The 26,508-nt window shown below is 64.8% G+C and carries 26 protein-coding genes; 8 read left to right on the top strand and 18 right to left on the bottom strand.

What is annotated here, in order from left to right:
• Positions 1-49 precede the first annotated feature (49 nt).
• The 3 genes from HH302_RS11660 to hemE all read left to right on the top strand — a co-directional run bounded on the left by HH302_RS11660 (position 50) and on the right by hemE (position 1,798).
• Positions 50-244 carry a DUF2905 family protein gene (locus HH302_RS11660; RefSeq protein ID WP_172202338.1) on the top strand — a complete coding sequence of 65 codons (195 nt, stop codon included), beginning with the start codon at positions 50-52 and terminating at the stop codon, positions 242-244.
• Entirely contained in the window at positions 241-651 is a 411-nt protein-coding gene (locus HH302_RS11655) for an STY0301 family protein (RefSeq protein ID WP_172202337.1), read from the top strand. Before HH302_RS11660 ends, HH302_RS11655 begins: the two co-directional genes overlap by 4 nt.
• Before the next feature lie 79 nt (positions 652-730).
• Positions 731-1,798 carry a uroporphyrinogen decarboxylase gene (gene hemE, locus HH302_RS11650; RefSeq protein ID WP_172202336.1) on the top strand — a complete coding sequence of 356 codons (1,068 nt, stop codon included), beginning with the start codon at positions 731-733 and terminating at the stop codon, positions 1,796-1,798.
• Positions 1,799-1,860: 62 nt separating this feature from the next.
• Here hemE and HH302_RS11645 read toward each other — a convergent pair whose 3' ends face one another.
• The 10 genes from HH302_RS11645 to HH302_RS11600 form a co-directional block, all read right to left on the bottom strand.
• Entirely contained in the window at positions 1,861-2,760 is a 900-nt protein-coding gene (locus HH302_RS11645) for an FHA domain-containing protein (protein WP_172202335.1), read from the bottom strand.
• Positions 2,761-2,796: 36 nt separating this feature from the next.
• Positions 2,797-3,768, bottom strand: coding sequence for a tRNA 2-thiocytidine(32) synthetase TtcA (gene ttcA / locus HH302_RS11640; RefSeq protein ID WP_371814711.1), 972 nt, complete (start codon positions 3,766-3,768; stop codon positions 2,797-2,799).
• Positions 3,769-4,052: 284 nt separating this feature from the next.
• On the bottom strand, positions 4,053-4,796 hold the full coding sequence (locus tag HH302_RS11635; RefSeq protein WP_172202334.1) for a pteridine reductase: 744 nt from the start codon (positions 4,794-4,796) through the stop codon (positions 4,053-4,055).
• A gap of 12 nt (positions 4,797-4,808) precedes the next feature.
• The gene (dusA, locus tag HH302_RS11630; RefSeq protein ID WP_172202333.1) at positions 4,809-5,816 is read right to left on the bottom strand and encodes a tRNA dihydrouridine(20/20a) synthase DusA; all 1,008 of its coding nucleotides are present in this window, start codon (positions 5,814-5,816) and stop codon (positions 4,809-4,811) included.
• Between the two features lie 45 nt (positions 5,817-5,861).
• Complete coding sequence (locus tag HH302_RS11625; RefSeq protein WP_172202332.1) at positions 5,862-6,644, bottom strand: DUF2145 domain-containing protein; 783 nt, start codon at positions 6,642-6,644, stop codon at positions 5,862-5,864.
• On the bottom strand, positions 6,641-7,081 hold the full coding sequence (locus HH302_RS11620) for a hypothetical protein (protein WP_172202331.1): 441 nt from the start codon (positions 7,079-7,081) through the stop codon (positions 6,641-6,643). Before HH302_RS11620 ends, HH302_RS11625 begins: the two co-directional genes overlap by 4 nt.
• A gap of 242 nt (positions 7,082-7,323) precedes the next feature.
• A complete protein-coding gene (locus HH302_RS11615; RefSeq protein ID WP_172202330.1) occupies positions 7,324-7,764 on the bottom strand; it encodes a hypothetical protein in 441 nt (146 codons plus the stop codon).
• Between the two features lie 2 nt (positions 7,765-7,766).
• A complete protein-coding gene (locus HH302_RS11610) occupies positions 7,767-8,924 on the bottom strand; it encodes a hypothetical protein (RefSeq protein ID WP_172202329.1) in 1,158 nt (385 codons plus the stop codon).
• A 178-nt stretch (positions 8,925-9,102) separates the two neighbouring features.
• Positions 9,103-11,520 carry an EAL domain-containing protein gene (locus HH302_RS11605; protein ID WP_172202328.1) on the bottom strand — a complete coding sequence of 806 codons (2,418 nt, stop codon included), beginning with the start codon at positions 11,518-11,520 and terminating at the stop codon, positions 9,103-9,105.
• Positions 11,517-12,926 (bottom strand): sensor histidine kinase, encoded by a 1,410-nt coding sequence (locus tag HH302_RS11600; RefSeq protein WP_172202327.1) that lies wholly within the window; start codon positions 12,924-12,926, stop codon positions 11,517-11,519. The genes HH302_RS11605 and HH302_RS11600 overlap by 4 nt, the downstream gene beginning before the upstream one ends.
• A gap of 238 nt (positions 12,927-13,164) precedes the next feature.
• Between HH302_RS11600 and HH302_RS11595 the strand changes: the two genes are divergently transcribed.
• Complete coding sequence (locus HH302_RS11595) at positions 13,165-13,707, top strand: hypothetical protein (RefSeq protein WP_172202326.1); 543 nt, start codon at positions 13,165-13,167, stop codon at positions 13,705-13,707.
• 69 nt (positions 13,708-13,776) lie between these two features.
• On the opposite strand, the gene HH302_RS11590 is transcribed toward HH302_RS11595, so the two are convergent.
• The 6 genes from HH302_RS11590 to HH302_RS11565 all read right to left on the bottom strand — a co-directional run bounded on the left by HH302_RS11590 (position 13,777) and on the right by HH302_RS11565 (position 20,877).
• A complete protein-coding gene (locus HH302_RS11590) occupies positions 13,777-14,604 on the bottom strand; it encodes an ABC transporter ATP-binding protein (protein ID WP_172202325.1) in 828 nt (275 codons plus the stop codon).
• 61 nt (positions 14,605-14,665) lie between these two features.
• Complete coding sequence (locus HH302_RS11585; RefSeq protein ID WP_172202324.1) at positions 14,666-15,985, bottom strand: ABC transporter substrate-binding protein; 1,320 nt, start codon at positions 15,983-15,985, stop codon at positions 14,666-14,668.
• A gap of 58 nt (positions 15,986-16,043) precedes the next feature.
• A complete protein-coding gene (locus HH302_RS11580) occupies positions 16,044-17,120 on the bottom strand; it encodes a branched-chain amino acid ABC transporter permease (protein ID WP_172202323.1) in 1,077 nt (358 codons plus the stop codon).
• 14 nt (positions 17,121-17,134) lie between these two features.
• Positions 17,135-18,049, bottom strand: coding sequence for a branched-chain amino acid ABC transporter permease (locus HH302_RS11575; RefSeq protein WP_172202322.1), 915 nt, complete (start codon positions 18,047-18,049; stop codon positions 17,135-17,137).
• Between the two features lie 12 nt (positions 18,050-18,061).
• Complete coding sequence (locus HH302_RS11570; protein WP_371814710.1) at positions 18,062-18,898, bottom strand: ABC transporter ATP-binding protein; 837 nt, start codon at positions 18,896-18,898, stop codon at positions 18,062-18,064.
• A complete protein-coding gene (locus HH302_RS11565) occupies positions 18,895-20,877 on the bottom strand; it encodes an AMP-binding protein (protein WP_172202321.1) in 1,983 nt (660 codons plus the stop codon). The genes HH302_RS11570 and HH302_RS11565 overlap by 4 nt, the downstream gene beginning before the upstream one ends.
• A 297-nt stretch (positions 20,878-21,174) precedes the next feature.
• Between HH302_RS11565 and HH302_RS11560 the strand changes: the two genes are divergently transcribed.
• On the top strand, positions 21,175-21,849 hold the full coding sequence (locus HH302_RS11560) for a Crp/Fnr family transcriptional regulator (protein ID WP_172202320.1): 675 nt from the start codon (positions 21,175-21,177) through the stop codon (positions 21,847-21,849).
• A gap of 63 nt (positions 21,850-21,912) precedes the next feature.
• Here HH302_RS11560 and HH302_RS22735 read toward each other — a convergent pair whose 3' ends face one another.
• On the bottom strand, positions 21,913-22,965 hold the full coding sequence (locus tag HH302_RS22735; RefSeq protein ID WP_172202319.1) for an OmpA family protein: 1,053 nt from the start codon (positions 22,963-22,965) through the stop codon (positions 21,913-21,915).
• A 200-nt stretch (positions 22,966-23,165) separates the two neighbouring features.
• Here HH302_RS22735 and HH302_RS11550 point away from each other — a divergent pair, with 200 nt between their 5' ends.
• On the top strand, positions 23,166-23,582 hold the full coding sequence (locus HH302_RS11550; protein WP_172202318.1) for a YbjN domain-containing protein: 417 nt from the start codon (positions 23,166-23,168) through the stop codon (positions 23,580-23,582).
• 23 nt (positions 23,583-23,605) lie between these two features.
• Here the strand turns inward: HH302_RS11550 and HH302_RS11545 are convergent, their stop codons facing one another.
• On the bottom strand, positions 23,606-24,640 hold the full coding sequence (locus HH302_RS11545; RefSeq protein WP_172202317.1) for a Glu/Leu/Phe/Val dehydrogenase: 1,035 nt from the start codon (positions 24,638-24,640) through the stop codon (positions 23,606-23,608).
• Positions 24,641-24,858: 218 nt separating this feature from the next.
• On the opposite strand from HH302_RS11545, the gene HH302_RS11540 reads away from it, so the two are divergent.
• Together HH302_RS11540 and HH302_RS11535 are read left to right on the top strand one after the other, a co-directional pair.
• Positions 24,859-25,911 carry a hypothetical protein gene (locus HH302_RS11540; RefSeq protein WP_172202316.1) on the top strand — a complete coding sequence of 351 codons (1,053 nt, stop codon included), beginning with the start codon at positions 24,859-24,861 and terminating at the stop codon, positions 25,909-25,911.
• A gap of 40 nt (positions 25,912-25,951) precedes the next feature.
• Positions 25,952-26,506, top strand: a complete 555-nt coding sequence (locus tag HH302_RS11535; RefSeq protein WP_172202315.1) for a flavodoxin family protein — start codon at positions 25,952-25,954, stop codon at positions 26,504-26,506.
• The last annotated feature ends 2 nt before the right edge of the window (positions 26,507-26,508 follow it).

Here is a 26,508-nt window from a genome sequence, read left to right as displayed (position 1 = left end):
ATCCCACTCTTCCGTACGGCGCGGTATCGCCCGGGCGACGGAGTGATCGATGATCAAATGGCTGTTGGTGATCGTGCTGCTGGCTCTGGCTTCGGGGATATTCGACAGCTGGCTGCGCGCGCGCTTTCCGCGCGGCTTGCCGGGCGATCTGCGCTTGCGCCTGGGCGGCCGCGAAATCCGTATCGCACTGGGCATGACCGTGTTGCTATCGATACTGGCGACGCTACTCCTGAGGCGGCTTTGAGAACCAGCGCCGTCGCGATCGTGCTGGCTCTGCACGCGGCCCTTGCATCAGCCGCACTAAACTGCCCTGGCGTGCTCGAGAGCCAGCAAAGCCTTGCGGCAACACCGGACGGCTGGTCGTTGGTGCCGCTTCGACAGCCGCAGCGCCTGGCCGCGATTTCGCTCTTTGATGGGCCACCCTCCGAGGGCGCCGAGCTCAAACCTGAAATCAGCCATGGTGGGCAGCGGCAGGTATGGCGCTTTGATACCGCGGCGCCACGAGGCATCTGGCTCGGCTGCCGCTACGACGGCAGCCGACTGATGCTGACGCGCAGGATCGAGCCCGCACCCAGGATTTGCGAACTGATCACGGGCGGGCGGGTGCTCGCCGGCGCAGAGCCGTCGCCGCTCAACTTCAACTGCCGCTGAACGGCTTCGCCGACGCCGGATTCGCCGCCGATCGGGGTGCTCGCGCTAAAATCGCGGTCTTTCCATCCTAGGTCGCGCCATGTCCCGTCCCCGCAACGATACTTTTCTGCGCGCTTTGCTGCGCCAGCCCACGGACTACACGCCGACCTGGCTGATGCGGCAAGCCGGGCGCTACCTGCCGGAATACTGTGAGACTCGTCGCCGCGCCGGTAACTTCCTTGCGCTGTGCAAGAGCCCGCAGCTCGCCTGCGAAGTCACGCTGCAGCCGCTGACCCGCTTCACGCTCGACGCCGCGATCCTGTTCTCCGACATCCTCACCGTGCCCGACGCGATGGGGTTGGGCCTGTACTTTGCCGAAGGCGAAGGCCCGCGTTTCGAGCGCCCGCTGCGCGAGGAATGGGCGATCCGTGACCTCACGGTGCCGGATCCGCACGACAAGCTGCGCTATGTGATCGACGCCGTCGCCGAGATCCGCCGCGCGCTCGACAACTCGGTACCGCTGATCGGTTTTTCGGGCAGCCCTTTCACGCTGGCCTGCTATATGGTCGAAGGCAGCGGATCGAGCGACTACCGTCATCTGAAGGGCATGCTGTACGCACGCCCCGATCTGCTGCACCACATCCTCGGCGTGACCGCCGATGCGGTGACGCAGTACCTCAACGCGCAGATCGAAGCCGGCGCCCAGGCCGTGCAGATCTTCGACACCTGGGGTGGCACGCTCACGCCGCATGCCTACCGCGAATTCTCGCTCGCCTACATGCAACGCGTCATCGCCGGCCTCAAGCGCGAGCACGACGGCGAACGCGTGCCGGTGATCGTATTCACCAAGGGCGGTGGCCAGTGGCTGGAAGACATCGCCGCGATTGGCTGCGATGCGGTCGGACTGGACTGGACGACCGACATCGCGCAGGCGCGCGCACGCGTTGGTGACAAGGTGGCGCTGCAGGGCAACCTCGATCCGTCTGCGCTGTTTGGCTCGCCGGAATCAGTGTCGGCCGAAGCGCGCCGCGTACTCGACGCCTTCGGCAACCACCCGGGTCATGTCTTCAACCTGGGGCACGGCATTTCGCAGTTCACCAACCCGGACAATGTGACTGCCCTGGTGGAAACCGTGCGCTCGCACAGCCGCGCCATCCGCAGCGCCTGAACGGCCTGCAGCAAAAGAAAAGGGCCGCGTTGCGGCCCTTTTTCGTTCCGGCGGCGTCAGCGTCAGCCTTCGCGCACTTCGAAGGCCACCAGTTCACCCTGACTGTCTTCCTCGCAGGAGAAACCACAGCCAACCTTGCCGGTTGCCGGCAGCGCGCACTCCTCGCGCTTGAGCATGATCTCAGCCTCGTCGTCCGGCGCCACGAAGGTGCCGTTCGAGCTTTGGTCGATCAGGAAGAAGCGGCCACTGCGCCATTCGATGCGGGCATGGTGACGCGACGCGCGGCGGTCAAGCACGACGATGTCATTGCCTTCTTCACGCCCCATCAACAGGATCGGACGCGCCTCAGTGACGATGTGTGCGACACCGCGGTGACGCAGCACCAGCCGTGTGCGCGACAGGCCCGGTTCGCTGTGCGGGCCGGTCGCCGTCATGGCGGACTCGGGGCCATCCTGCATGAAGAGTTCGAACAGCGGGACCTCAACGCCTTCGTGGCGGAAGCCACGATCAAGGACAGCCGACGCGAGCGGACGCACGCCTTCGGTGAGATGCAGCGCAAGTTCGCCCGTCAGCAGGACCTGACCCGGCTGGGCGGCATCGGCAAGGCGGCCTGCCAGATCGACGGCGGAGCCGGCCGGCTCGTCACCGGCACGCAGCTCACCGCAGTGCAGCCCGATCTTGAGGCCTAGGTTGATGCCGGAAACCGGCGGCAGGCGACGCACCTTTTCCTGCATGTCGGCCGCAGCCTGCACCGCATCGTCAGCCTTCTTGAACACCGCAATCAGGCGATGCGCACGATCGAGCAGCGCCTTGCCATGGTGGGCATCCACCGAGCGCATGATGCGGTTGCGGCCCCGGTCGAGCGCGCGCTGGGCCTCTGCCTGCCCGAGCTTGTCGGCAAGCTTCTGATTGCCGAGGATTTCGGCAAACAGCACGCAATTGAAATCGGTCCGGTTCGACATCTGGTCACGTCCCGCGGAAAACGGATGCATTCGGAATCAACATTTACGGCTCACGAGCATAGAGCCTGAAGCCTCTTCTGCGCCAGCCACCGCGTCACGGTCAACACGAACGATGCTCGCAATACCCACTGCAGCTTCCTGTTGCGGCAAATCAGGGGCATCAAAGGCAACGTCACCCTCTGCAAGCGGCTGACCCTTCTGCAGGCCCTTGAAGTCGAACAGCCGCTGATCCTGCAGGTGTGACGGCACCACGTTGGCGAGCGCTGTCGTGAGCGACTGGATGCGCCCCGGATAACGCTGCTCCCACTCCTGCAGCATAGCCTTGACATGCTTGCGCTGCAGGTTCTCCTGCGAACCACACAGGTTGCAAGGAATGATCGGAAACTCCATCGCACGCGCGAAGCGCGACAGGTCGCGTTCGTTGCAGTACGCGAGCGGGCGGATCACGATGTGCTGGCCATCGTCACTGGTTAGCTTGGGCGGCATCGACTTGATGCGGCCGCCGAAGAACATGTTCAGGAACAGCGTTTCGAGCATGTCATCGCGGTGGTGGCCCAGCGCGATCTTGGTCGCACCCAGTTCGCGCGCGACGCGGTAGATGATGCCGCGGCGCAGCCGCGAGCACAGCGAGCAGGTGGTCTTGCCCTCGGGAATCTTGTCCTTGACGATCGAGTAGGTGTCTTCCGTGATGATGCGGTACTCGATGCCCAGCTTCTCGAAATACGCCGGCAGCACCTCGGCCGGGAAACCTGGCTGCTTCTGGTCGAGGTTCATCGCGATGATGCGGAAGTTGATCGGTGCGCGCTCGCGCAACGACAGCAGCAGCGACAGCAGCGAGTAGGAATCCTTGCCGCCTGAGCAGCAGACCATCACGACATCGCCATCCTCGATCATGTTGAAGTCGCCGATGGCGCGGCCGACCTGGCGCTCCAGATGCTTCTTGAGGCGCAGGAAAGTATTCGAAACGTAAGTTTCACCTTGCTCGGGCAAGGCGGAGATGGCGTCCACGGGCGTTCTGCGGGGGGTCAGGGTAACGCGTGATTATAGCTGGGGGCCCGGGGCTTTCGGAGCGCCCATTGCAGCGCAATATGGGCGTCGATACATCGCACGGCAAAAACCGACCAAGCCATTGATAAATCAATACTTAATTGGCTCCATCGCGATGGCTTGAAATGGAAGAGCGGTGCTTTGAGCCGGTCTTCAATCGCATGGCATGGGAAATCGTCCCGTTCGCAGCGTTGAAGGGGCCCCGCCGACCCCAGCTTCCCTACCTAATTTGGCGATTACGACGTTCAGAGCCGGGCGGAACGACCGCCGTCGACGGCAAGAATCTGGCCGGTGACGTACGGTGCGTCGAGCATCAGAAAGCGCACCGCGCCGGCGATATCCTGCGGCGACCCCACGCGCTGCAGCAGGGTGTGCCGAACGATCGCCTCACGCTCGTCGGGTGGGAACTGGCCATCCTCCGGCCACTCGATCGCACCCGGCGACACGCCATTGACCCGCACCCGCGGCGCCAGCTCGATCGCCAGTGCCCGCGTGAGACCCAGCAGACCCGCCTTGGCAGCCGAGTAGGCCGGGTAGCCGGCGAGCGGCCGCTCGGCATGGATATCGACAATGTTCACGATCGCGCCACCGGCCTCGCGCAAGGCGGGCGCCGCCGCCTGTGACAGGAACAAGGGCGCGCGCAGGTTGGAACCGGACAGGTCTTCCCACTGTGCGGCAGTCAGGGTGCCAACGGGCGTGGGGAAGAAGCTGGACGCGTTGTTCACCAGACCATCGAGTCGCCCGAAACGCGTCGTGACGCCTGAAACAAGGCCGGGCAGCGCATCGAGGTCGAGCAGATCAGCCTGCAGCACCAGCGTCGTGCCCGGCCGCGCCGCTTCGAGCGAAGCGGCCAGTGCATCGGCCTCGCTGCGGGATCCGCGGCAGTGGATTGCAATGCTGCAGCCGGCGGCATGCAGGGTGGCCGCGATGCAGGCCCCCACGCGGCGCGCGGCGCCGGTAATGAGGATCACTCTTTCAGCATGGGCCATGGGTGGATCTCGTCAGTCGGTTGTCGCATCGGTCGGGCTTGTGCTGACACAGGCCCACGCTTCCCACAGCAGCTGCGGGTCGTCGGCGCGCAGGCGCTGCGGGTCGGACAGCAGCCGGCGAAAGCCGCGCGCACCGGGCAAGCCGTTCGCCAGCCCCAGCACATGGCGCACGATCGCACGCACCGTGGTCCCCTGCGCCTTCTCGCGCTCGCAGTAGCTGACCAGCGCGGCGATCACATGTTCCCGCGACGGCGCCCATTCCGGCGCAAACAGGGCGCGCTCCCATTCTGTGAGCGCCCAGGGGTTCTGGTAGGCCTCGCGCCCGATCATCACGCCATCGACATGCTCGAGCTGGACTTCGATCTGCTCGGTGCTGGCGAGCCCACCGTTCACGAGGATCTCGAACTGCGGGAATTCCTGCTTCAGGCGATGTGCAAACTCGTAGCGCAGCGGCGGAATCTCGCGGTTTTCCTTCGGTGACAAGCCTTTGAGCCACGCATTGCGGGCATGCACGATGAAGGTGGTGACACCTGCCTCGGCGACCGTGCCGACGAAGTCGCGCACAAAGCTGTAGTCCTCGATCCGGTCGATGCCGATGCGATGCTTTACCGTGACCGGGATCGACACGACGTCGCGCATCGCGCGGCAGCCATCGCGCACCAGCGCGGGTTCGGCCATCAGGCAGGCGCCGAAAGCACCGTTCTGCACCCGTTCCGAGGGGCAGCCGCAGTTCAGGTTGATCTCGTCGTAGCCCCACGCCTCGCCGAGTTTCGCGGCATGTGCCAGCGCGGCCGGGTCGGAGCCGCCCAGTTGCAGCGCAACCGGGTGCTCCTCGCCATGAAAGCGCAGATGGCGTTCGACATCGCCATACTGCAGCGCGCCGGTCGTCACCATCTCGGTGTACAGCCAGGCGTGCGGCGCCAGCAGGCGGTGGAAGTAGCGGCAGTGCCGATCGGTCCAGTCGAGCATCGGCGCGACGGAGAGGCGGCGGGGCGGCAGCGGTTTTGCAGCGTGAGTCATCCGCCCGATTCTAGCGGATCGCCGCCACCGCCCCGCCCGCTTGCGCTACAGGCGCACCAGCGTGCGCCGGGCCGCCGGCGTGTAGCGCGCCAGCCAGGTGTAGACCGACTCCACCGTCACCGTATCGATCTGGCCCGCCATACGGCGGTCAAAGGGTTGGTCATCGAATGCCACGTTGGCGCGGAACATGCGCGCGCCCAGGCGGGTGGCAGCGTCGATCTTCAGCGTGGTCGGCTGATAGCCGGCCTGCCGCAACCAGCGCTGCGCCTCCGGGCGGCCGGTAAACGGCCCGCCCTCGGCGTCCGCCAGCACTTCGATCGCCCACTGGTTGGAGTTCTGGTAGTGCGCGTCGAAGGGATAGGCGAGCATGTTGTAGCGCGCGTCGTGCATCGTCATGTACGCCCCGCTGCGGAAGGCGGCGGCAAGGCGCTGCTGTAGCTCCGGCGGCGGTACCAGGATCAGGCCCTCCCAGCGGAACAGGTCGTCAGCGTAGAAGTTCGCCAGGCCCTCGGCATACAGTGCTGAACTCGCGCTGCCGCACTGATTGAGTTCGTGCAGCACGGTCCAGCGGCCGTCGGGTGAATCGCGCCAGACGTAGCCAAGGTGTGTGTAGCGCAGCCCCCACTTCGACAAGTCCTGCCCCACCCGCGCCAGCAGCACCACTTCCGCGCCACTCTGGTCCAGCGCCTCACGCGTCTTGAGGGCCAGCCCGAAGGCCTTGCGCAGGCTCTCAGGCTCGAGCGAATGTTCGGTGCAAGCCTGGCCCGCCTGCACGCTGGGCGCCGCCAGCAGCGGCAGCAGAAGCAGCCACGCGCGCAGTCGCTTCATTTTGCGGCCTCGGTCAGGCGGGTGTGGTGCAACAGGCTGTTGCCCACTTCATTCGGCACAAAGGCGATCGCCTTGCCCGCGGAGGTCAGCACATAGCCGGCCGCTTCGGTCATCACCTGCACGGTGGTGCCCACGGCGACCGACAACCCACCGGCCGCCTGCCCGGCGAGCTTGACCGAGACCTCCACGCCGCTGCCCAGTTGCTTGAGCACCAGCACCGTCGCCTCGCTGCCACGCTCGATCGCCACCACCGACAACTCACCGCCTGCCGACAACGCCTCGGCGCTGCCGCCCACCACCGCGCCAACGGCCGAAGAGACCGCCGCGGAGGATTGCGCCGATGCTTGCGAGGCATCGCGCGCCGCGAACGCCGGGGTGGCGCCTGCGATCAGCGCGACGAGGATCCCGCCTTGCAGCCAGTTGCGATTTCGAGTCATCACGATTGGACTCCGGAACACGGCACATGCCGTGCGCAGAGTCTAGGCAGCAAGCACCTGTGACCCGTGAGCGACAGGATGTGTGCAGGTGTGTCTTGCCGCAGGCTCGCCGCCACCGGGCGGCCCGCCCGCCGCTGCCGCTCGGCACGCGCCGCGCACACGGGTGAACCGCAGCCAGCGCGTGCGGCCGCGCCGACATCTTTGGCAACCCTTGCTGACAGGCTGGATACGTAAGCAGCGGCTCAGAACGCGAACAACGGCTTGAGCCGGGCCATCACGGCACTTTCGGCGGGCATGAAGACGACGGTGTTCGGATCGCTCTCCAACTCGCGCATGGCCGCATCGACATCGGCCACGATGCGAGGCGGCCGGCCCTTGCCACTGAACACCAAGCGTGCCCACAGCGCCCGCATCTGCACCGGCGAACGCCCCAACAGTCGCGCGTAGAAGGCTTCGCGCGTCCACGGCGGGATATCGAGTTCAAGCGCCTTCAAGGGCGCCTTGCCGCCATCGAGTCGCTCGCCCAGATAGAGCCGGGTGACTTCATCGCGGGTCAGACCGGTGATGGCGCTGGCGTGTCCGGCGACCACCACGACGGCTTCGCCAGGCTCGGCGGCGCGTAGCTGCGCAGGCATGCCCAGCGCGAAGGCCAGCAGGGGGAGAAGGACTAGGGCGCGCCGCATGATCAGAAGATCAGATTCACGGCGAAGCTGATCACGTCACTGTGCTGCCGCCCGGCAGGCAGCGGCTGGGTGAACGTGCCGCGCGCGCCGTCACGCGGCATGACGCGATCAAACTGCGCCTTGAGGGCGAGGTTCAGCGCAAGGTCCCAACGCAGCCCGAGGCTGGCCGTGTCCTGCGAGTAGTTCTGCGCCGCCAGCACCGCACCGACGGTGCGCGCAGCGATCGGATCGACGATGCGCGGGTCGGCATCGACACCGGCGCTGCGCCGTGCGGCGTAGCTCAGGTAAGGCTGCCAGGCGCCGAAGCGGCAACCGGCAGTGAGGTAGGCGGCCACGTCGTCGGCGAGGATTCGCGTATTGCCGGTTCGCGTACCGGCGATTTCGCCAAGCAGCAGCCAGCGCTCGTCCTCATAGCGCAGCCCGATCGTGTGGTAGCCCGCGTTCTTCAAGGTTTCGTAGGCGTAGTCGGCGGCGACGTCCGGGGCACGCTGCTGCAGGGTGGCCAGTACCGCCGCGAGCGCTGGCGATTCCATGTGCGTGTTGCCGTTGAGCCACATGGCACGCAAGGTCCAGTGCGCGTCGTAGCCGGTCAGCGCAATGCCGTAGTAGGTACCGGATGGCGACGAGTTGCGGTTCTGATTGGCGCCGTAGCCGACAAACAACTCGGTCACCATGCTCCAGCTGCCGAGCGCCTGAAGGTTACGCAGGTAGGCGCCGTCGTGATGCTCGCTGTTGCCGACCAGACCGTAGAGCTCACCTGGCGGGCGCACCCATGGCTGCGCGTAACGAACGTTGCGGGTGTCGGAGTACATGAAGAATGGCAGCTGGATTCGCCCGAGCTTCAGCTCGGTGCGGTCGGCCATCTGCCAGCCGAGGTAAGCCCAGTTGAGGACGACCGGTGAGCCGCTGACCGGCGGGTCACGCGCCAGCAGTTGCGCCGTGAAGTTCAGCGAATCCGTCGGTTGGTAGCGCAGCTGCAGGCCCGCGAGGGTGTCGATACGCGGAGAGGGATCGTTGCCGATCGCCGCATCGGCGGTTGGCTGGTATCGGTAGGCCGCGTCGTCAAAACTGGACCGCGCCACCCCAAGGCTGGCGAAGCCGTTGAGCTGCCAATCCGGCTCGCTGGCGTGAGCCGGGCCCATGAACGCCAGCGCAGCCACGATCGCCAACCAGCGAGCCGCGTACGCACACTGCCGCAGCCGCGCGCGGCGACTCCGGGCAATCATTACCTGCGTGGCGGGCGTGCGGATCATGGGCAAGGGGTACGACCTCAATGCTCGCACCAACGGCCCGCCCGCCGCGAACTTGAGGCGCGATGACACAGGCGCGGTGAAATCGCTAGTTGAGGTCCTTGGATTGCCCGTCGACGAATAGCGCAGTGGCCAGCGCCGGCCGCGCGAAGAGGTAGCCCTGGCCGCACTGGCAGCCCAGCTCACGGAGGAATTCGAGCTGGGCTTCGGTTTCGATGCCTTCGGCGGTCATCTCAAGTTCGAGCGTGTGGCTCAGGCCGATGATCGCGCGCGTGATGGCCGCGTCGTTCGCGTCGTGCGGCAGATCGCGCACGAAGGAACGATCAATCTTCAGGCGATCGATCGGCAGATGCTTGAGCAAGGACAGCGACGAGAAACCGGTGCCAAAGTCATCGATCGCAATACGGATGCCGAGCGTCTTGAGTGCCTCGATGACATGCTGGCTGTGCTCGATCTCCTGCAGCACGCTCTCGGTGATCTCGAGTTCGAGCTGCGCGGCCGGAAAACCGGTTTCGGCCAACACACTGCGGACGGTATAGACGAAGTCCTCGGCGCCAAACTGACGCACCGAAACGTTGACCGCAATCTGGCTCGGGGCGTGGCCTTCCGCGAGCCACTTCGCCCCCTGCTCGCAAGCAGTCCGAAGTACCCAGCGGCCAATCGGTTCGATCAGGCCGCATTCCTCGGCGACCGGGATGAATCGGTCGGGCCCGATCAGACCACGCTCGGGATGCCGCCAACGCACCAGTGCCTCGAAGCCGATCACGCGGCGATCATCGAGCGCCACCACCGGCTGGTAGTGCACTTCGAAATGTTGCCGCTCCAGCGCACGGCGCAAGCCCTGCTCGATCGTCATCCGCTCCAGCGCCCGCTCTGCCATATCCGGTGCGTAGAAGCAGTAGCGGTTGCGGCCGCGCGCCTTGGCGTCGTACATCGCGCTGTCCGCCGCGCGGATCAGGAAGTCGGCGTCATCACCATTGGCCGGATAGATCGCGATGCCGATCGAACCGGAAACGACGAGCTGCTCGCCCGCCACGTCGATCGGCGTGGCGATCGCCTGCAGCAGCTTTTCGGCGAGCGCGGCGGCGTCTTCCACGCGGGCGATGTCGGGCGCGATGATGAAGAACTCGTCGCCACCGAGGCGCACCGCGGTATCGCTGCGCCGGGTGGCGCCGCGCAGCCGCATTGCGATCTCCTTGAGCAGCGCATCGCCGATCGCATGGCCCAGCGTGTCGTTGATCGTCTTGAAGCCATCCAGATCAATGAACAGCAGCACCAGGGGCATGCCGCTGCGGCGTGCGCGGTCGATTTCGGTTTCCAGACACTCGCCGAGCAAATGGCGGTTGCCAAGCCCCGTCAGGGCATCGTGGTAAGCAAGGTGATTGAGCTGGGCTTCCGCTTCGCGGATCGCGCTGATGTCGGAGAACGCGAGCACGAACTGCAGCGCAGTACCGGCTTCGTCGCGCACGGCACAGACATGCTCCCAGGCCGGAAACATCGCGCCGCCCTTCTGGCGGCAATTGATCTCACCGTTCCAGTAACCCTGCTCCGAGGCCTCAAGCCGCGCGTAGAAGGAATCGCTGTGACGGCGCGCATGCAGGAACTCGTCCGGGTTACGGCCAATCACCTCGGGCGCGGTGTAACCAGTCAGCGAGCAGAAAGCGGGATTCACCGAGATGATGCTGCGCGTCGCATCCATGATCGCGATGCCTTCCGCTGTCGTGCGAAACACGACGCTGGCCTGGCGCAGCTTCTCCTCCATCTCGCGCCGTTCCGTGACATCGCACAACACGCCGACGAGACGGCAGCCATCGTCCGGCATCGTACGGAAGCTCTTCGCATGCACTTCGACCCAGATGAAGATGCCGTCCTCGCGCCGCATTCGAACGGTGGCATGGATACCATCCTCTGATTCAAACGCGGACATCAGCGCCGCGCGGTCGTCTTCATGCACCTGTTCAAGAAACGCGGCATGCCCCTCGCTGAAGGCGCGCGGCTCATTTCCGAGGATCCGCTTGAAATGGCCGCCGACCTGCATGCAATCCCCCGCGGCATCCCACTCCCACACGCCCAGCTCGGCGGCGTCGACCGCCATGCGCAAGCGCTCTTCCGCACGTTCGGTCGCAAGCTCGGCATTGCGGCGGTTCACTGCCATGCGCACGGTGGCGCGCAGCTCGCGCAATTCGTAGGGTTTCAGGAGGTAGCCGTAGGGCACGCTGGCAGCCGCGCGAGTCAGCGTCTCATCCTCCGCGTATGCAGTGAGGAAGACGACCGGGATGCGCAGGCTTTCATGGATCTGGCGCGCCGCCTCGGTGCCATCCATCGCACCGTCGAGATGGATGTCCATCAAGACCAGGTCGGGGTGATGGCGTTCGGCCTGCCCAACCGCGTCGTCGCCGCGCGCGGCGATACCGGTGACCTCGCAACCCAAGGCTTCAAGGCTGTGCTTGAGGTCGAGCGCAACGATTCGCTCGTCCTCGACGATCTGCACGCGGATACCCTTCATGTTGCCTCCTTGTCGGCCGGGAATACGATCTCAAAGCGCGTCCCGGTGTCGCGGTGGAGAATGAAGTGACCCTGTAGCTGGTCGACCAGCAACGGCAGCAACTGGAAACCGATCGTGACCACTTCACCCGGCTGCACCGCTGGCGGCAGGCCCACGCCATCGTCGGCGACGATGATCCGGCCGGCGCCGTCGGCATCGCGCTGCAACGCGATCAGCACCTCACCGCTGCGACCATCCGGAAAGGCATGCTTGATCGCGTTGGTGACCAGCTCGTTGACCACCAGCCCGCACGGCACCGCGCGCTGCAGATCAAGCACCACACGCGCACTGCATTCGAGCCGCAGACGCAGCCCCGCGCGACCACGTGCCATCGAGTCACGCAACAAGGCCACGAGCCGCTCAAGATAGGTCCCGAGATCGACCTCGCTGAAATCCCGCCGCTCGTAGAGCAGCTGATGAATCAGCGCCATCGCGCGGACGCGCCGCTGACTCTCTGCGAGCAAGGCCTGCGCCTCCGGGGTGGCGCTTCGGGTTTGCAGGTTGAGTAGGCTCGACACCACCTGCAGGTTGTTCTTGACCCTGTGGTGTACCTCGTCCAGCAAGGCGGTCTTCTCCGCCAGCGCGCGTTCGATCTGCGCCTGCGCAGCCTTGCGTGCGGTGACGTCCGCGATCGAAGCGAGCACCAGCTGGCCATTGCTGGCTGGGATCGGGTTGAGGCCGATCTCGACCGGAAACTCGCTGCCATCCTTGCGCCGTGCGTAGAGTTCGCGACGGTTCGCCATGTCGCGCACGCTGGGGTTGGCAAAGAAGCCGCGCATCAGCGTCGGGTGATGGGCGCGCGATCGCTCCGGCATCAGCATGTCGATCGGTTGCCCCAGCAACTCGGCGCGGGTGTAGCCGAACAGCACCTCCATCTTGCTGTTCACCAGCTGCATGAGGCCCACCGCGTCCACCATCGTGAGTCCATCGGGTGCCGACTCAACCGCCTGGCGGAAGCGCGCTTCGCTCTCCTGCAGCGCATCGCGTTGAGCGGTGACGTCCCGCGTCACGGCAAGAATGCCGACGACATCACCATGCTCACTGCGGCGCGGATGATAGGAGGCAAGCCAGCTACGCGGCTCGCCCGGCGCCGCGAAGAGCGGCTCGTCGAGCACGGCCTCACCGCTGGCGAGCACCTGGCGCATCGCGCATTCGATGCCGTCCGCTGCCTCTGGCAGCAACTCGCGCACACTGCGACCAACATGCTCGGCGAGATCAGCGCCTGTGGTTGCCGAGAACGCGCGATTGACGCGCAGATAGCGCAGGTCAGCATCCAGCACCGCAATCCCGACCGGCACCACCTCACACAACTCTTCAAGAAGCACCGCATCATCCAGCGCTTCAGCGACGCGTACAGGATGGCGCATTACTCCATCCTTTCTCGGTACCCTGGAGCTTCAGTATTGGTCACGTTCTCGCAACCCGAAAGGCATACCGTCGATAGGGTTTTTCGTGACGCCCGCGTTACCCGGTCATGCCGCACCACGACCCGGTTCCGAAGCAGGTACGCGTGACTGCCTGGATGGGCCCGGTCGCGGTGGACGCGACAACGCAATGCACCTATCGTTCGCGTCTCGCCATGACGAATTCATAGACCGGAGATTGATGATGTCATTCGTTGAGGGGTGTTCCTGCCACGTCTGGGCAATTGACGGATATCGCAGCGATGTTCTGGCGCACAACGTAAACATGCTGTACGACAACAAGTCCAGCGAAGCCTTGCTGGCCGCGCTCGACGGCACGAGAGCACGCAAACGCAGGAAGCTCGTCGCTGACACCAACCTCGACGCGAAGATCCAGGGCCTTGTCGAAGCGTGTCGGACCGACGTTTCGACGGCATTGGCATGCACCATCTATGGTGGCTTTCAGTACGCCACCGACGGCGCACCGGAGCATATGTGGATCGAGTACGGCGGCCACATCTACGACACCATGCCGGGGCAGCCGCTACGGCGTGCGAAGGCAACCAAGCGGACACGCCTGCGGCCGCCCTGCGAGACGAGCAATTTCGCGGCGGACATGATCGGTTCATACGAGAGCACGCTTACGAACAGTCAGCTCGCGATCATTACTGCCGCGAAGGATCAATGGGCGAAGGGCTGGTCCAACGGGGGCGGCAGCCCTTGTTACGAGTTCACGCCACCCTGATCTTGATCACGCACGGTGCGGGCGACACCGCACCGCCTCAACGCAGCACGTCGCCGAAGCGGCCGTACCTCACAACCAGCGTTTCCTGCGGCGGTAGTGCTTGACGTCGCGGAAGCTCTTGCGGCCGGTGCTCGACAGCCCAAGGTAGAACTCCTTCACATCCTCGTTATTGCGCAGCGTTTCGGCGTCGCCTTCCATCACAACGCGGCCGGATTCGAGGATGTAGCCGAAGTGCGCGTAGCGCAGCGCGACCATCGTGTTCTGCTCGGCGAGCAGGAAGCTCACGCCTTCTTTCTGGTTGAGGTCGCGCACGATCTCGAAGATCTCTTCGACGATCTGGGGTGCGAGGCCCATCGAGGGCTCGTCGAGCAGGATCATCTCGGGCTCGGCCATCAGCGCACGGCCGATCGCGCACATCTGCTGCTCGCCGCCCGAGGTGTAGCCCGCCTGCGACGTACGCCGCTGCTTGAGACGCGGAAAGTAGGTGTAGACCTTGTCGAGCTTGTCGGCCAATTGCTTGCGGGAGCCGTTGCGCGTGAAGGCGCCAGTGAGCAGGTTCTCTTCGATCGTCAGGTGGCCGAAACAGTGGCGCCCTTCCATCACCTGGATCACGCCGCGGCGCACCAGTTCGGCCGGCGTGAGGCGGTCGATACGGGTGCCGGCGAACTCGATGCTGCCTTTGGTGACATCGCCCCGCTCGGCGCCGAGCAAGTTCGAGATCGCCTTCAATGTAGTGCTCTTACCGGCCCCGTTGGCGCCCAGCAGCGCGACGATGCGGCCCTTGGGCACCTCGAGTGACACCCCCTTGAGCACCAGGATCACATGGTCGTAGATGACCTCGATGTTGTTGACCGAGAGGTAGCGCTCGGTTGCAGGTGCGGGCTGGGCGTTCGACATGGGCGGATCCGGTACGGTGGCGGGTAGCCGACGGCGCTTTGGTGCGCCGCCGGCGCGCGACTTACATCGCCTTCTTGCAGTCGCGCGGCGTGATGCCCTTGTCCTTGGCGAACTGCGCCGCGCTCGCCTTGAACAGCGGGTGCACCAGCTGGCGGTTACCGTCGATCCAGTCCGTCTTCACCACCCACTTGGTGCCGTCCCACTGCTGAAGCTTGATCTTGCCGGAGCCCTCATGGTCCTCACACGAGGTCTTGATCGGCGGCAGCAGGCCGGTGGCGCCCAGTGCCTTGAGCTTGGCGTCGTTGAGGTCGAGGTTCTCCATGGCCCAGGCGATCTGCTCGCCGCTCATGGTCTTGCCCTTGCCGTACTTCTCCTGCGCCTTGCGGATCGCTTCGACCGCGAGAATGCCGTACGACACGCCACGGTTGTATAGGACGGAGCCGAGCTTGCCCTTGTCACTCAGATTGCCCTTGCCGGCGCCGTACACCACCTTCTCGATGTCGGCGACCAGCGGCACATCCTTGCCGGCGACGTTCCAGGTCGCGCTCATGTAGCCCTTCGCCGCATCACCCGCCGGCACGGTGTCTTCTTCCGACCCCGCCCACCAGGAACCGATCATCTTCTCGCGCGGGAAGCCGACCTTCTGCGCGGCCTTCAGCGCGGTCTGGTTCATCACGCCCCAGCCCCAGAAGATCACGTAGTCCGGCCGCTCCTGGCGCACCTTCAACCACTGTGCACCCTGCTCGTTGCCCGGATGCGCGACCGGGATCTGTACCAGCTCGAACTTGTTCACCCGCGCCTCGGCTTCGAGCGCGACGATCGGCTCCTTGCCGTACGCGGAGTCGTGATACATGTAGGCGATCTTCTTGCCGGCAAGGCTGCCCTTGTTCTGATCCTTCAGGTATTTGACGATCGCGGTGGCCTGCATCTGGTAGGTGCCGACCATCGTGAAGGCGAAGGGGAACACCGAGCCATCGACCGCATCGGTGCGGCCGTAGCCCACCATCGCGAGCGGAATCTTGTCCGCCGCGGACTTGTCGATCAGCGCGTAGGAGATGCCAGTGGAAAGCGGAAACACCGGTGCCGAGTTCGCACCTGCCTTGCCCTTGAGCCGCTCGTAGCACTCGACGCCCTTGGCGTTGTTGTACTCGGTCTCGCATTCCTCCCAGGTCATCATGACCCCGTTCACACCGCCCTTCATGTTCACGTACTGCAGGTAGTCGATCATGCCGCCGAACAAGGACTGGCCGTTCGCGCCGTAAGGCCCGACGCGGTATGACAGGATCGGGAAGAACTGTTCCTTCGCCTGCGCGTGAGCCGTGCCGATGCTGCCCAGTGCCAGGGTCGCGGCAGCCGCGACGGCGAGTGCGATGCGTTTCATGCGATGTCTCCTCCGGGTGTTTCTCGTTGTGTTTTCCATGGCCACGTCGATCCCCCGATCAATGTGGAAATGGCCAAAGCCTCAACTTCTCTTTCGTGATCTGCCAAAGCCTCGCCAAACCATGCGGTTCGACGATCAGGAAAAACATGATCAGCGCACCAAACACCATGAACTGGATGTGCGACACGGTGGCGTTCGAAAACGGCAAGCCCAGCGCATGCGCGGTCGGCAGCAGCGTGTTGTCGAGGAAGATCGGCAACAGCAGGATGAAGGCCGCCCCGAGGAAGGAACCGAGCACGGTGCCGACGCCGCCGATGATCACCATGAACAGAATGCGAAAGGAGAGATCCAGATTGAAACCATCCGGCTCCACCGAGCCGAGATAGCAGAAGGCATACAGCGCGCCGGCGACCCCGCAGTAGAACGAGCTGACCGCGAAGGCCGTGAGCTTGGTGTGCATCAGCGGAATGCCGATCACCTGTGCCGCCACATCCATGTCGCGTACCGCCATCCACGCACGCCCGGTGCCACTGCGGGCGAGGTTCTTCGCCGCGAGGGCCATCACGACGACGATGCCCAGCACCAGCAGGTACTTCGAGACAGGGGTATCGAAGCTGAAGCCGAGAATCTGGATCTTTTGCGCCGAAATCACGCCCGACGAGGAGTTGTTCGACAACCACGGGAACTTCGTCAGCACCCAGACGATGAAGAACTGCGCAGCGAGTGTCGCTACCGCGAGGTAGAAGCCCTTGATGCGCAGGCTCGGCAGGCCGAACAGCACACCCACCGCCGCCGCAGTGAAGCCGGCCAGCACGAAGGACACGAGGATCGGGATACCTTCCACCCGCAACTGGAAGTTGTATGCCGCGTAGGCGCCGACCGCCATGAAGGCCGCCGTCCCCAGCGAAAGCTGGCCGCAATAGCCGGTAAGGATGTTGAGGCCCAGCGCAGCCAGCGCGAAGATCAGGAACGGAATCAGGATCGCGGAGAACCAGTACTCGCTGGCGAACAGCGGTACGCCAAAGAAGGCGAATGCCAGCAGCAGCCCGATCGCAATGCGATCTTGCCGGATCGGGAAGATCTGCATGTCCTCGGCGAACGAGGCTTTGAACTGACCGGCTTCACGGTAGAGCATTCAGGATCTCCCAATCAAACGCGGTCTATGTGGCGTTCGCCGAAAAGACCTTCCGGTCGCACCAGCAGGAACAGCAGCGCCAGCACGTAAGGGAACCAGCCCTCGATGCCGCCGAAATTGCCGCCGAAGCCAGCCTGCATCAGCGGTGGCAAGTAGATCTCGGCGAGCTTCTCGGAGGCACCGATGATCAGCCCGCCGACGATCGCGCCAGCAACCGAGTCGAACCCCCCCAGCACCAGTACCGGCAACGCCTTCAGCGCGGTGAAGGTGAGCGCGAATTGCACGCCATTGCGCGAGCCCCACAGCAGACCCGCCACCAGTGCGACGAAGCCGGCAACCGCCCACACGATGGCCCAGATGCGTTCCAGCGGAATGCCGATCGAAAGGGCCGCCTGGTGGTCATCCGCCACTGCACGCAGCGCGCGGCCGATGCGGGTTTTCTGGAAGAAGATCGCGAGCACGACAACAAGCGCCGCCGCGATGCCGGAAGCCACCAGATCGAAGCGGCTGACGACGATGTCGAAGCGCTCCAGCAACCACGGGATCGGCTCGTCCTGAATGCCCAGTTCGATCGGCTGCACCGCGTCGCCCCACAGCATTGGTGCGAGCCCTTCGATGAAGAAGGTCAGCCCGATCGTGGCCATGAAGAGCGAGATCGGCGGCTGGCCCACCAGCTTGCGCAGCACGAAGCGCTCGGTCGCCAAGCCCAGCAGCACCATCGCGCCGAAGGCCAGCACGATCGCGATCGGCAGCGGCACCCCTTTGCCGACAAAACCGACCACCGTCAGCGCCGCAAAGAAGACCATCGCGCCCTGCGCGAAGTTGAACACACCGGACGCCTTGTAGATCAGCACGAAGCCCAAGGCGACGAGCGAGTACATCACGCCCGAGAGCAGGCCGCCGATCAGCGCTTCAAAGAAGAATTGCATGCCTTGCTCCCTTCAGTGCCCGGCGCCGAGGTAGGCCTTGATTACGTCTGGATTAGCCTTCACTTCGGCCGGTACGCCGTCGCCGATCTTCTTGCCATAGTCGAGCACGACGACGCGATCCGAGATGTCCATCACCACCCCCATGTCGTGCTCGATCAACACGATCGTCGTGCCCATCTGGTCGTTCACATCGAGGATGAAACGGCACATGTCCTCCTTCTCCTCGACGTTCATGCCCGCCATCGGTTCGTCGAGCAACAGCAGGCTTGGCTCGGCCGCGAGGGCGCGACCCAGCTCGACGCGTTTCTGCAAGCCGTAGGGCAGGCGACCGACCGGCGTCTTGCGGATGTGCTGGATTTCGAGGAAGTCGATCACCTCCTCGACCTTCTGGCGGTGTGCGAGCTCTTCGCGGCGGCCGGGCCCGAAACCGAGCATGTGTGCAAAGAGGCCGTGGTGCATCTTGGTGACGCGGCCGGTCATCAGGTTGTCGAGCACCGACATGCCCTTGAACAGCGCGATGTTCTGGAAGGTGCGCGCGATGCCCTGGCGCGCCGCCTTGTGCGGCTCCATCGCGCGGCGCTCCCTGCCATGAAAGACGATGCGCCCTTCCTGCGGGTGGTAGACGCCGTTGATGACGTTGAGCATCGAACTCTTGCCCGCGCCGTTAGGGCCGATGATGGCGCGGATCTCGCCTTCGCGAACGTCGAAACTGATATCGGTGAGCGCCTTCACGCCACCGAAGGCGAGCGAGATGTGTTCCAGGCTCAGGATCACATCGCCGATCTTGCGCCCTGCGGTTTCCGCCACGGCATCTCCCACCTGCTGCAACTCGTTCAGCCTCATCGTCATGCCGCCCGCTGCGCAGCAGCCAGCGGGAACACCCGCGCCGCTTCGATGCGCAGATCGGCTGCAATCATGCCGCTGCGACCGTCCTCGTATTTCACCTGGGTTTCGATATAGCAACTGGTCTTCGTTTCATCGTAGAGCGCGGCAATCAGCGTGCCGTACTTTTCCTCGATGAAGCGGCGGCGCACCTTGCGGGTGCGGGTCAGCTCGCCGTCGTCGGCATCGAGTTCCTTGTGCAGGATCAGGAAGCGATGGATCTGGCAGGCGGCCATCTTCTCGTCCGCGGCGAGATCGGCATTGACCTGTTCGACGCATTCGCGGATCAGCGCATACACCTCGGGTCGGCCGGCAAGATCGGTGTAGCCCGCGTAGGCGAGGTTGCGCCGCTCGGCCCAGTTGCCGACCGCGCTGATGTCGATGTTGATGAAGGCGCACACCTGCCCGCGGCCGTCGCCGAAGGCCACTGCTTCCTTGATGTTGGGGAAGAACTTGAGCTTGTTCTCGATGTACTTCGGCGCGAACAGGTTGCCGTCGGTCAGGCGGCCGACATCCTTGGCGCGATCGATGATCTTGAGGTGGCCGCGCGCATCGAAGTAGCCCGCATCGCCGGTGTGCACCCAACCGTCTGCAGTCTTGGTGCTGGCGGTGGATTCCGGGTTCTTGAAGTAGGCCTGGAACACACCAGGGCCACGGTAGAGCACCTCGCCGTTGTCGGCAATGCGGATCTCGACCCCCGGCGCGGGCGGCCCCACCGTATCGGCAAAGACCTCGTTGTGCGGCTGCATGCAGATGAACACGCAGCCCTCGGTCTGGCCGTAGAGTTGTTTGAGGTTGATACCGAGCGAGCGGTAGAAGCTGAAGATTTCCGGCCCGATCGCCTCACCCGCGGTGTAGCCCACCCGCACTCGTGAGAAGCCGAGCACGTTGCGCAGCGGGCCGTACACCAGCAACTGGCCGAGGCCGTAATGCAGGCGATCGAGCAGGCCGACCGGTTTGTCATCCAGTATCTGGGGGCCGACCCGCTTTGCCACCGCCATGAAATGGTGGAACAGCCCGCGCTTGATCGCCCCGGCATCTTCCATGCGGATCATCACGCTGGTGAGCAGGTTCTCGAACACCCGCGGCGGCGCGAAGTAGTAGGTGGGCCCGATCTCGCGCAGATCGGTCATCACCGTTTCGGACGATTCCGGACAGTTGATGCAGAAGCCGGTGACGTAGGCCTGCGCGCATGAGAAGATGTTGTCGCCCACCCAGGCCATCGGGAGGTAGGAGAGGATCTCATCCTGATCGGTCAGTCCGTCGAAATCCGCCGCGTTCTTGGCGGTTCGCAACAGGTTCGCGTGCGACAGCATCACCCCCTTGGGCGTACCTGTGGTGCCAGAGGTGTAGAGCATGATCGCGACGTCGTCGGCGGCACCCTGCGCCACTTCGGCGGCGTAGAAGTGCGGGTCGCGCTGGTGGCGTTCGCGCCCCTTGGCCTGCAACGCGTCAAGCGACAGCAGCCCCGCCTGAGCGTAATGCCGCATGCCGCGCGAATCGTCGTACAGGATGTGCCCCAGCGCGGGTACGGTGCTGCGCACGTCGAGCAGCTTGTCGACCTGTTCCTGGTCCTCCGCGATCGCGAAGCGGATCTCGGCGTCGGCCATGACGAAGGCCATCTCCTGCGCCACCGCGTCCTGGTACATCGGCACCGGGATGCCGCCCAGTGCCTGCGCCGCACAGATCGACCAGTACAGCCGTGGCCGGTTGTCGCCAATGATGGCGAGTCGATCACCGCGCTGGAAGCCGAGTTCGGCAAGCCCGCAGGCGATCGCCCGCACCTGTTCGGCAGCGTCGGCCCAGGTGTACGTTTGCCAGATGCCGAATTCCTTCTCACGCACCGCAGGCCGGGTGCCGCGGACCTGGGCGTGATGGGCGAGCAGGCGTGGAAAGGTATCCAGCGCAGCGTCCGGTGCGTGGCGCGACAAGCCGGATTCCGGCATTCCCCACCCTCCTCGTCTTGTCGGCGCAGTACGCCGTCTGGCGCGAATCGCGAGGCCGCGACTTGTGCCAGAATCCTCCTTTGTTCGCGCCCAGGTTCTTTGCCTGTGCGTTCCGGTGTCGTGCGCTGACACTTGGCCGAATCCCCCGCGGCCCTGCGTCACCCCCGCGCACAACGCTTTGTACTGTGTCCCGGTCGTCGGCTCAATCGTGCACTGCCGCAAGCACGCTTTTGCCAAGATCGCTTGCACCATAGCCAAGCGCGCTTACAGCGTGCTGTCACCATACGGACAATCAAAATGAGCACGCTTGCAGACCTGCTGCGCGACAGCCTCTGGACGATCGACCTGACCGATATCCAGCGCATGCGCGTCGAACGCGAAGTGCAGGTGCGTTTCTTCGCCGCCGGGGCGACGGTAGTACGCAAGGGGGACCCGGTCGAACACTGGCTGGGTATCGTCGACGGCCTGGTGAAGATCAACACCTTCTCGGCGGATGGCCGTTCAACCACCTTCACTGGCGTGCCGCGTGGCGGCTGGTTCGGCGAAGGTTCGATCCTGAAGAACGAGCTGCGGAAATACGATGTGATCGCCTTGCGCGATTCGCACATTGCGCTGATGCCCAAAGCCACCTTCATGTGGCTGCTCGACACCAGCATCCCGTTCAACCGCTTCCTGCTGCAGCAACTCAACGAGCGGCTCGGGCAGTTCATCGCCACGGTTGAAAACGACCGCCTGCTCGACCCGGATGCGCGGGTTGCGCGCTGCCTGGCGGGGCTTTTCAACACGGTGCTGTATCCGGGCATTGGCGCCCAGCTGCAGATCTCACAGGAAGAAATCGGCTACCTCGCCGGCGTGTCGCGCCAGCGGGTCAACCAGGCCCTGAAGGTGCTTGAACAGGCAGGCCTGCTGCATGTTGAGTACGGCGGCCTGACGATCAAGGATCTCGAAGGGCTGCGCCGCTTCGGCCCCTGAATCGGCCACGCAACAATAAAAAACCCCGCCAGACCTCGGCGGGGTTTTCTGCTTGTGCTGCGCTTATTGAGGCATGCGCGTGCCGATGACTTCCACCTCGACGCGGCGGTTGGTCTGCAGACACTCGACCAGCACCTTGTTGCGGTTGGACTCAGCACCAAGACCGGTACAGGGCGCAATCGGGTTGGCCTTGCCCTTGCCTTCGGTCGCCACGCGGTTCGGATCAATCCCCTGTTCAACGAGGAAGTTCTTCACCGCTGCGGCACGCTGCTCCGACAGGGTCTGGTTGTAGGCGTCCTTGCCCAGACGATCGGTGTAGCCCACTGCAGTGATCACTTCCAGCGTCGAAAGCTGCTTCGTCGCGGCGGCAAACTCAGCCAGCTTCGCCTTGCCATCTTCGCGCAGCACGGCCTTGTCGAAATCGAACAAGGCATCTGCCGCCAGCGTCACCTTCTCAGCCGACGGCTTAGGCGCCACCGGCGCCGGTGCGGTTGGCTTCGGTGCCTCGGCCCGAGCGACCGTAACCGGCGCAGCGGGTTTCGGCGGCGGGCTGAAAACCCAGCCCAAACCGACGCGGTACATGATGTTGCCGCTGGAGCTCAGCTTGTCGCCCCAGAACTCCTTGTCGGTGAAGCCGTAGACGTAGCGCGCATCACCCTGCAGGAACAGCTGCTGGCCCCAGAACCACTGGAAGCCCAGACCGCCGTTGAGGTAGCCAGTCGTCTTGCCGTAGCCCTTGTTCTTCCCATAGGCACCGCTCAGGTCGTCCAGCTTGTCGAACTCGAAGCCGCCACCTGCAAGCAGGAAGGGACGGAAGCTGCTGCGCGAGAACAACCACAGCACGTCAGCACCCACGATGTTCTGACGATAGGCGTTCGGGCCGTCGGTGCGGTTGCCATAGGCGCCAATCTGCATGTCAAAAGCCTGCGAAAGCGGGCCACCAAAAGCCAAACCACCACCAACCTTCAGATCGTCCGACTTCCAGTCCTTGTCCGAATCAAGGGTGGTAACGCTGGGGAGCGCATACCAAGAGGGGTTGTAGGCTTCCTGTGCGTGAGCGGTTCCTGCGAGCGCAAGAATCCCCAACGCGGCAATGCGCATACGTAGCGCGGACATGGCTGATCTCCTATCTAGACACTGCTTGTTATTGGTCTTCGGGACTGCGGGCCGGGGATAGACAACTGTCACGGCCCCGCGAGCCGTTTATAGACCCGCAGACACGCTTTCGCCAGTTCGCAGCGCGCGCCTCCTGACAAATCGCAAACGGTTCGTCCTATACAGGGCAGACACCGTGATCTGCGTTACGGAGGAACAACATGATGAGCACTGGCTACTTCGCGCGGGAGGCCGTCACGCGCGACACGCTTTACGAGGTTCTGGACGCCGCACTGATGGAGGTCGAGGTCGATGGCGACGGCGATGTGTTGGTGCGTGAGGGCATCGTCTGCTACGTGCTGCTCCCCGAGCCGGAGCACGATCGCATCACGCTTGCGGCTCAGTACAGCTTCATGGACGACGTGCCGCATCTTGCCCGGCTCGAATGCGCGAACCGGATCAATCGGGAATACGTGCTGGTGCGCGCAGCCATCGACGAGCGCGGCAAGTTACGGTTTTCGTATCACTTGCTGCTCGCCGGCGGCATTACGGCGCGGCAGATCGCGTTGAGCGTAAAACGCTTCTGCGCGATCTGCCCGCAGGCGATCGCCGAGCACGCGGCGGGGCTGCTCGAATGAACCCACGCCGCGGTGCCGGCGGATCAGGCGCGGCCGATACGCGCGCGCGCCAGCCGGTCAGCCACCTGCGCAGTTGGCACGCCTTCACGCAATGCGGTGAGCAGCACCTCGGTCGTCCGTTCGCGGATGGCCAGCACGCGGCGGTCGGCTTCCTCGACCGGGAAGCCGAGGTACTCGCCGGCAACCTTGATCAGCCCGCCGGCGTTGATCAGGTAGTCCGGTGCGTACAGCACCCCACGTGCGCGCAGCGCTTCGTCGATGCCGTCATGGGCAAGCTGGTTGTTGGCGGCCCCGGCCACGACGGCGCAAGCCAGCTGTGGCACGCGTACCTCGTCAAGCACGGCGCCCAACGCGCATGGGGCGAACACATCGGCTTCGACGGCGTGAATCACATCGACCGAAACCGCAACCGCGCCGAACTCGCGTACTGCGCGTTCGACACGCTCTGCGGCAATATCGGCAACGATCAATCGCGCACCGCGTTCGTGCAGCAGGTGGCACAGTGCGAAGCCGACACTGCCGAGGCCCTGCACAGCAACGCGTCGCCCCTGCAGCGTATCGGAATCAAACCGCGCTTCGAGCGCCGCGAGCATACCCCTCAGCACGCCGAGCGCCGTCGCCGGGGACGGATCGCCGCGGCCACCTTCACTTGCCGCGACGCCGCTGACATGGCGCGTGGCACGGCGTATCGCCGACATGTCGGTCGTGGTGGTGCCGACATCCTCGGCCGTGATGTAGCGTCCGCCAAGACGCTCCACCGCTTCGCCAAAGGCTTCGAACATGCGGGCGCGCTCCGCCGCCGGGTTGGCGAGGATTACCGATTTACCGCCGCCAAGCGGCAGGTCCGCGAGCGCCGCCTTGTAGCTCATGCCGCGCGACAGACGCAGCGCATCGGTCAACGCGGCAGCGTCATCGGTGTAGTGCCAGTGGCGACAACCGCCCAGCGCGGGGCCGCGATGCGTATCGTGGACGGCGATGATGGCAGCCAGCCCGGCCATCGGGTTGGCGCAAAAGACGACCTGCTCATGCTGGTCGAAGTCGGTGTGATCGAAGACCATGTTGGTGCTCCCTGTGGGTGTTGGGATTGGCGCCGCCCCCGGGTCTGGGCTTGGCACATGGTTCGCGCTGCAGTTTGTGGCCGTGCGCGATACCGGGTAGGAAAAAGAGCGAGGCCGCACCTTAGCGGTGAGCCCCCGCGGGGTCAATCCGGTCTGTCGCGTACGCATACCTTGCGGCCCACGCAGGACAATCGCCCGAGCATAGGAAGACCTGATCAATGAAAGCACTGTCGATGCGCTGGCGGGCCGCACCGCTTGCAACGGCGTTGCTCGCTGCGCCGGGCATCGCCGGGGCGGCCGCCTGCGAGCCGTTTCTCGATGTCCTCGACGCGGCGCGCGAGACCGTCGTGCTCTCGCTGTCGCGCTGCGATGTCCGCCCCGCCGCAGCCTGGCCCGATCCATGGCAGGCGTCCGCCTGGCGCCTGAGCGCAAGCGCACGCGAACGCTGGCGGAAGGCACTAGCTGGCGACGACCTTCACAGCGACCTGCTCGCCGCGCGGCTGCGAGCCCGCCCGGCAGATCCGCAGCAGCTCCCCGGGCCGCTGTTGCTGCGAATCTCGGCACGTCTACCCGCACCCGCGGCCTGGCGCTGGGATGCGGAACGCGGTGAGCTGGCCTTCGCGCCCCATCCGTCCGAAGCGCAGGCCTGCGGCGGACCGGGCGGCCTCATGATCTGGGACCATACCGTCGACACCGCACCGGCCAGCGTCGTCAATGCGAAGGTCTGGCGTGTCGAGCGGCCCGGTCTGATGCACGCGCTTCCTGACGATTGTGTCGATCGCTGGTCCGTGGACCTGCCGGCAAGCGTCGATCAGCACGGCCTCATCCGCATCCCGCCAGACACCTTGGACGGCAGTCTCGTCCACGTACGCGCGCAAGTCGGCGGACGCGAAGTGAAGGGTTCTCTGCGCGTATTCGACGCGCACCGTCACCCCCTCGCAGGGCGTTGGCACCAGGTTGCTGAGCTCGCCTGCGACGGCCGCGAACTCAGCCCCGGCGAGCCGGTACAAGAATTGATCCTCGACGCCGGCGGCGAGTTCAGCGTCACCCGCCAACCCTTCGAGGCGTACAAGGACTACTGGGGTCGCTATCGTCACGATCCCGAGCGCGGCACAATCACGTTCACCGCCGAGGGCGGCAACCGGATTCCCGAAGGGCTACGCTTGCAGGGAACGACAGTCCTGCAAGGCAGAACCCTTACGCTGGAGCAGGTTCAGCTTTGGCCGGCGCCAAGCACGGACGCACGCTGCGGCATGCGTTTTGAACGCTGAACCGGCGACACCCCATCACCCTTTCAAAACGAAACACCCGATGCGCAGCTTTCTCTTTCTGACTGCCAGCACCCGCGAGCCGGGCCATGTTGGCAACACCGAAACCCTTGCCCGTGCAGCCGCTGAGGCGCTGCCAGCGGACACGCCCCAGCAGTGGATTGCGCTCGCACAATGCCAGCTGCCAGCCTTCGTCGACCTGCGCCACACGGCCGGCAGCTACCCACCGCCGGTGGGCGACGCAGCCATGCTGCTGGATGCCACGCTGGCAGCCACCGACATCGTGTTCGTATCGCCGGTCTACTGGTTCTCGGTACCCTCGCCGCTGAAGGCCTACCTTGACCAGTGGAGCGCCTGGATGCGGGTGCCCGGCGTCGACTTCAAGACCCACATGGGCCAGAAACGCCTGTGGGTGGTCGCCACCAGTGGCGACCGTGCGAAGGCGCAGCCGATGTTCGACAGCTACAAGCTGTGCGCCGACTTCCTCGGCATGCAGTGGATGGGCGCGCTGTGGGGCAAGGGCGGCGCACCGGACGCCGTGCTGGCCGACACGGCCGCGCTGGCCGCTGCGCACACCTTTCTCGCCGCACCAGTCTGACG

This window comes from Niveibacterium sp. COAC-50 (assembly GCF_013184235.1).
Taxonomy (GTDB): domain Bacteria; phylum Pseudomonadota; class Gammaproteobacteria; order Burkholderiales; family Rhodocyclaceae; genus Niveibacterium; species Niveibacterium microcysteis.
Note: the sequence above shows the minus strand (reverse complement) of the source record. Positions and strands in the feature narration are given on the sequence as shown.

Coding starts and splice junctions, on each gene's coding strand:
- HH302_RS11635 (WP_172202334.1), bottom strand. CDS start 4,796: ATGGCCCATGCTGAAAGAGTGATCCTCATTACCGGCGCCGCGCGCCGC.
- HH302_RS11570 (WP_371814710.1), bottom strand. CDS start 18,898: ATGACGATGAGGCTGAACGAGTTGCAGCAGGTGGGAGATGCCGTGGCG.
- HH302_RS11620 (WP_172202331.1), bottom strand. CDS start 7,081: ATGACTCGAAATCGCAACTGGCTGCAAGGCGGGATCCTCGTCGCGCTG.
- HH302_RS11535 (WP_172202315.1), top strand. CDS start 25,952: ATGCGCAGCTTTCTCTTTCTGACTGCCAGCACCCGCGAGCCGGGCCAT.
- HH302_RS11615 (WP_172202330.1), bottom strand. CDS start 7,764: ATGCGGCGCGCCCTAGTCCTTCTCCCCCTGCTGGCCTTCGCGCTGGGC.
- HH302_RS11565 (WP_172202321.1), bottom strand. CDS start 20,877: ATGCCGGAATCCGGCTTGTCGCGCCACGCACCGGACGCTGCGCTGGAT.
- HH302_RS11625 (WP_172202332.1), bottom strand. CDS start 6,644: ATGAAGCGACTGCGCGCGTGGCTGCTTCTGCTGCCGCTGCTGGCGGCG.
- HH302_RS11580 (WP_172202323.1), bottom strand. CDS start 17,120: ATGCTCTACCGTGAAGCCGGTCAGTTCAAAGCCTCGTTCGCCGAGGAC.
- HH302_RS11660 (WP_172202338.1), top strand. CDS start 50: ATGATCAAATGGCTGTTGGTGATCGTGCTGCTGGCTCTGGCTTCGGGG.
- HH302_RS11560 (WP_172202320.1), top strand. CDS start 21,175: ATGAGCACGCTTGCAGACCTGCTGCGCGACAGCCTCTGGACGATCGAC.
- HH302_RS11575 (WP_172202322.1), bottom strand. CDS start 18,049: ATGCAATTCTTCTTTGAAGCGCTGATCGGCGGCCTGCTCTCGGGCGTG.
- HH302_RS11550 (WP_172202318.1), top strand. CDS start 23,166: ATGATGAGCACTGGCTACTTCGCGCGGGAGGCCGTCACGCGCGACACG.
- HH302_RS11605 (WP_172202328.1), bottom strand. CDS start 11,520: ATGAAGGGTATCCGCGTGCAGATCGTCGAGGACGAGCGAATCGTTGCG.
- HH302_RS11595 (WP_172202326.1), top strand. CDS start 13,165: ATGATGTCATTCGTTGAGGGGTGTTCCTGCCACGTCTGGGCAATTGAC.
- hemE (WP_172202336.1), top strand. CDS start 731: ATGTCCCGTCCCCGCAACGATACTTTTCTGCGCGCTTTGCTGCGCCAG.
- HH302_RS11600 (WP_172202327.1), bottom strand. CDS start 12,926: ATGCGCCATCCTGTACGCGTCGCTGAAGCGCTGGATGATGCGGTGCTT.
- dusA (WP_172202333.1), bottom strand. CDS start 5,816: ATGACTCACGCTGCAAAACCGCTGCCGCCCCGCCGCCTCTCCGTCGCG.
- HH302_RS11545 (WP_172202317.1), bottom strand. CDS start 24,640: ATGGTCTTCGATCACACCGACTTCGACCAGCATGAGCAGGTCGTCTTT.
- HH302_RS11645 (WP_172202335.1), bottom strand. CDS start 2,760: ATGTCGAACCGGACCGATTTCAATTGCGTGCTGTTTGCCGAAATCCTC.
- HH302_RS22735 (WP_172202319.1), bottom strand. CDS start 22,965: ATGTCCGCGCTACGTATGCGCATTGCCGCGTTGGGGATTCTTGCGCTC.
- HH302_RS11590 (WP_172202325.1), bottom strand. CDS start 14,604: ATGTCGAACGCCCAGCCCGCACCTGCAACCGAGCGCTACCTCTCGGTC.
- HH302_RS11585 (WP_172202324.1), bottom strand. CDS start 15,985: ATGAAACGCATCGCACTCGCCGTCGCGGCTGCCGCGACCCTGGCACTG.
- HH302_RS11540 (WP_172202316.1), top strand. CDS start 24,859: ATGAAAGCACTGTCGATGCGCTGGCGGGCCGCACCGCTTGCAACGGCG.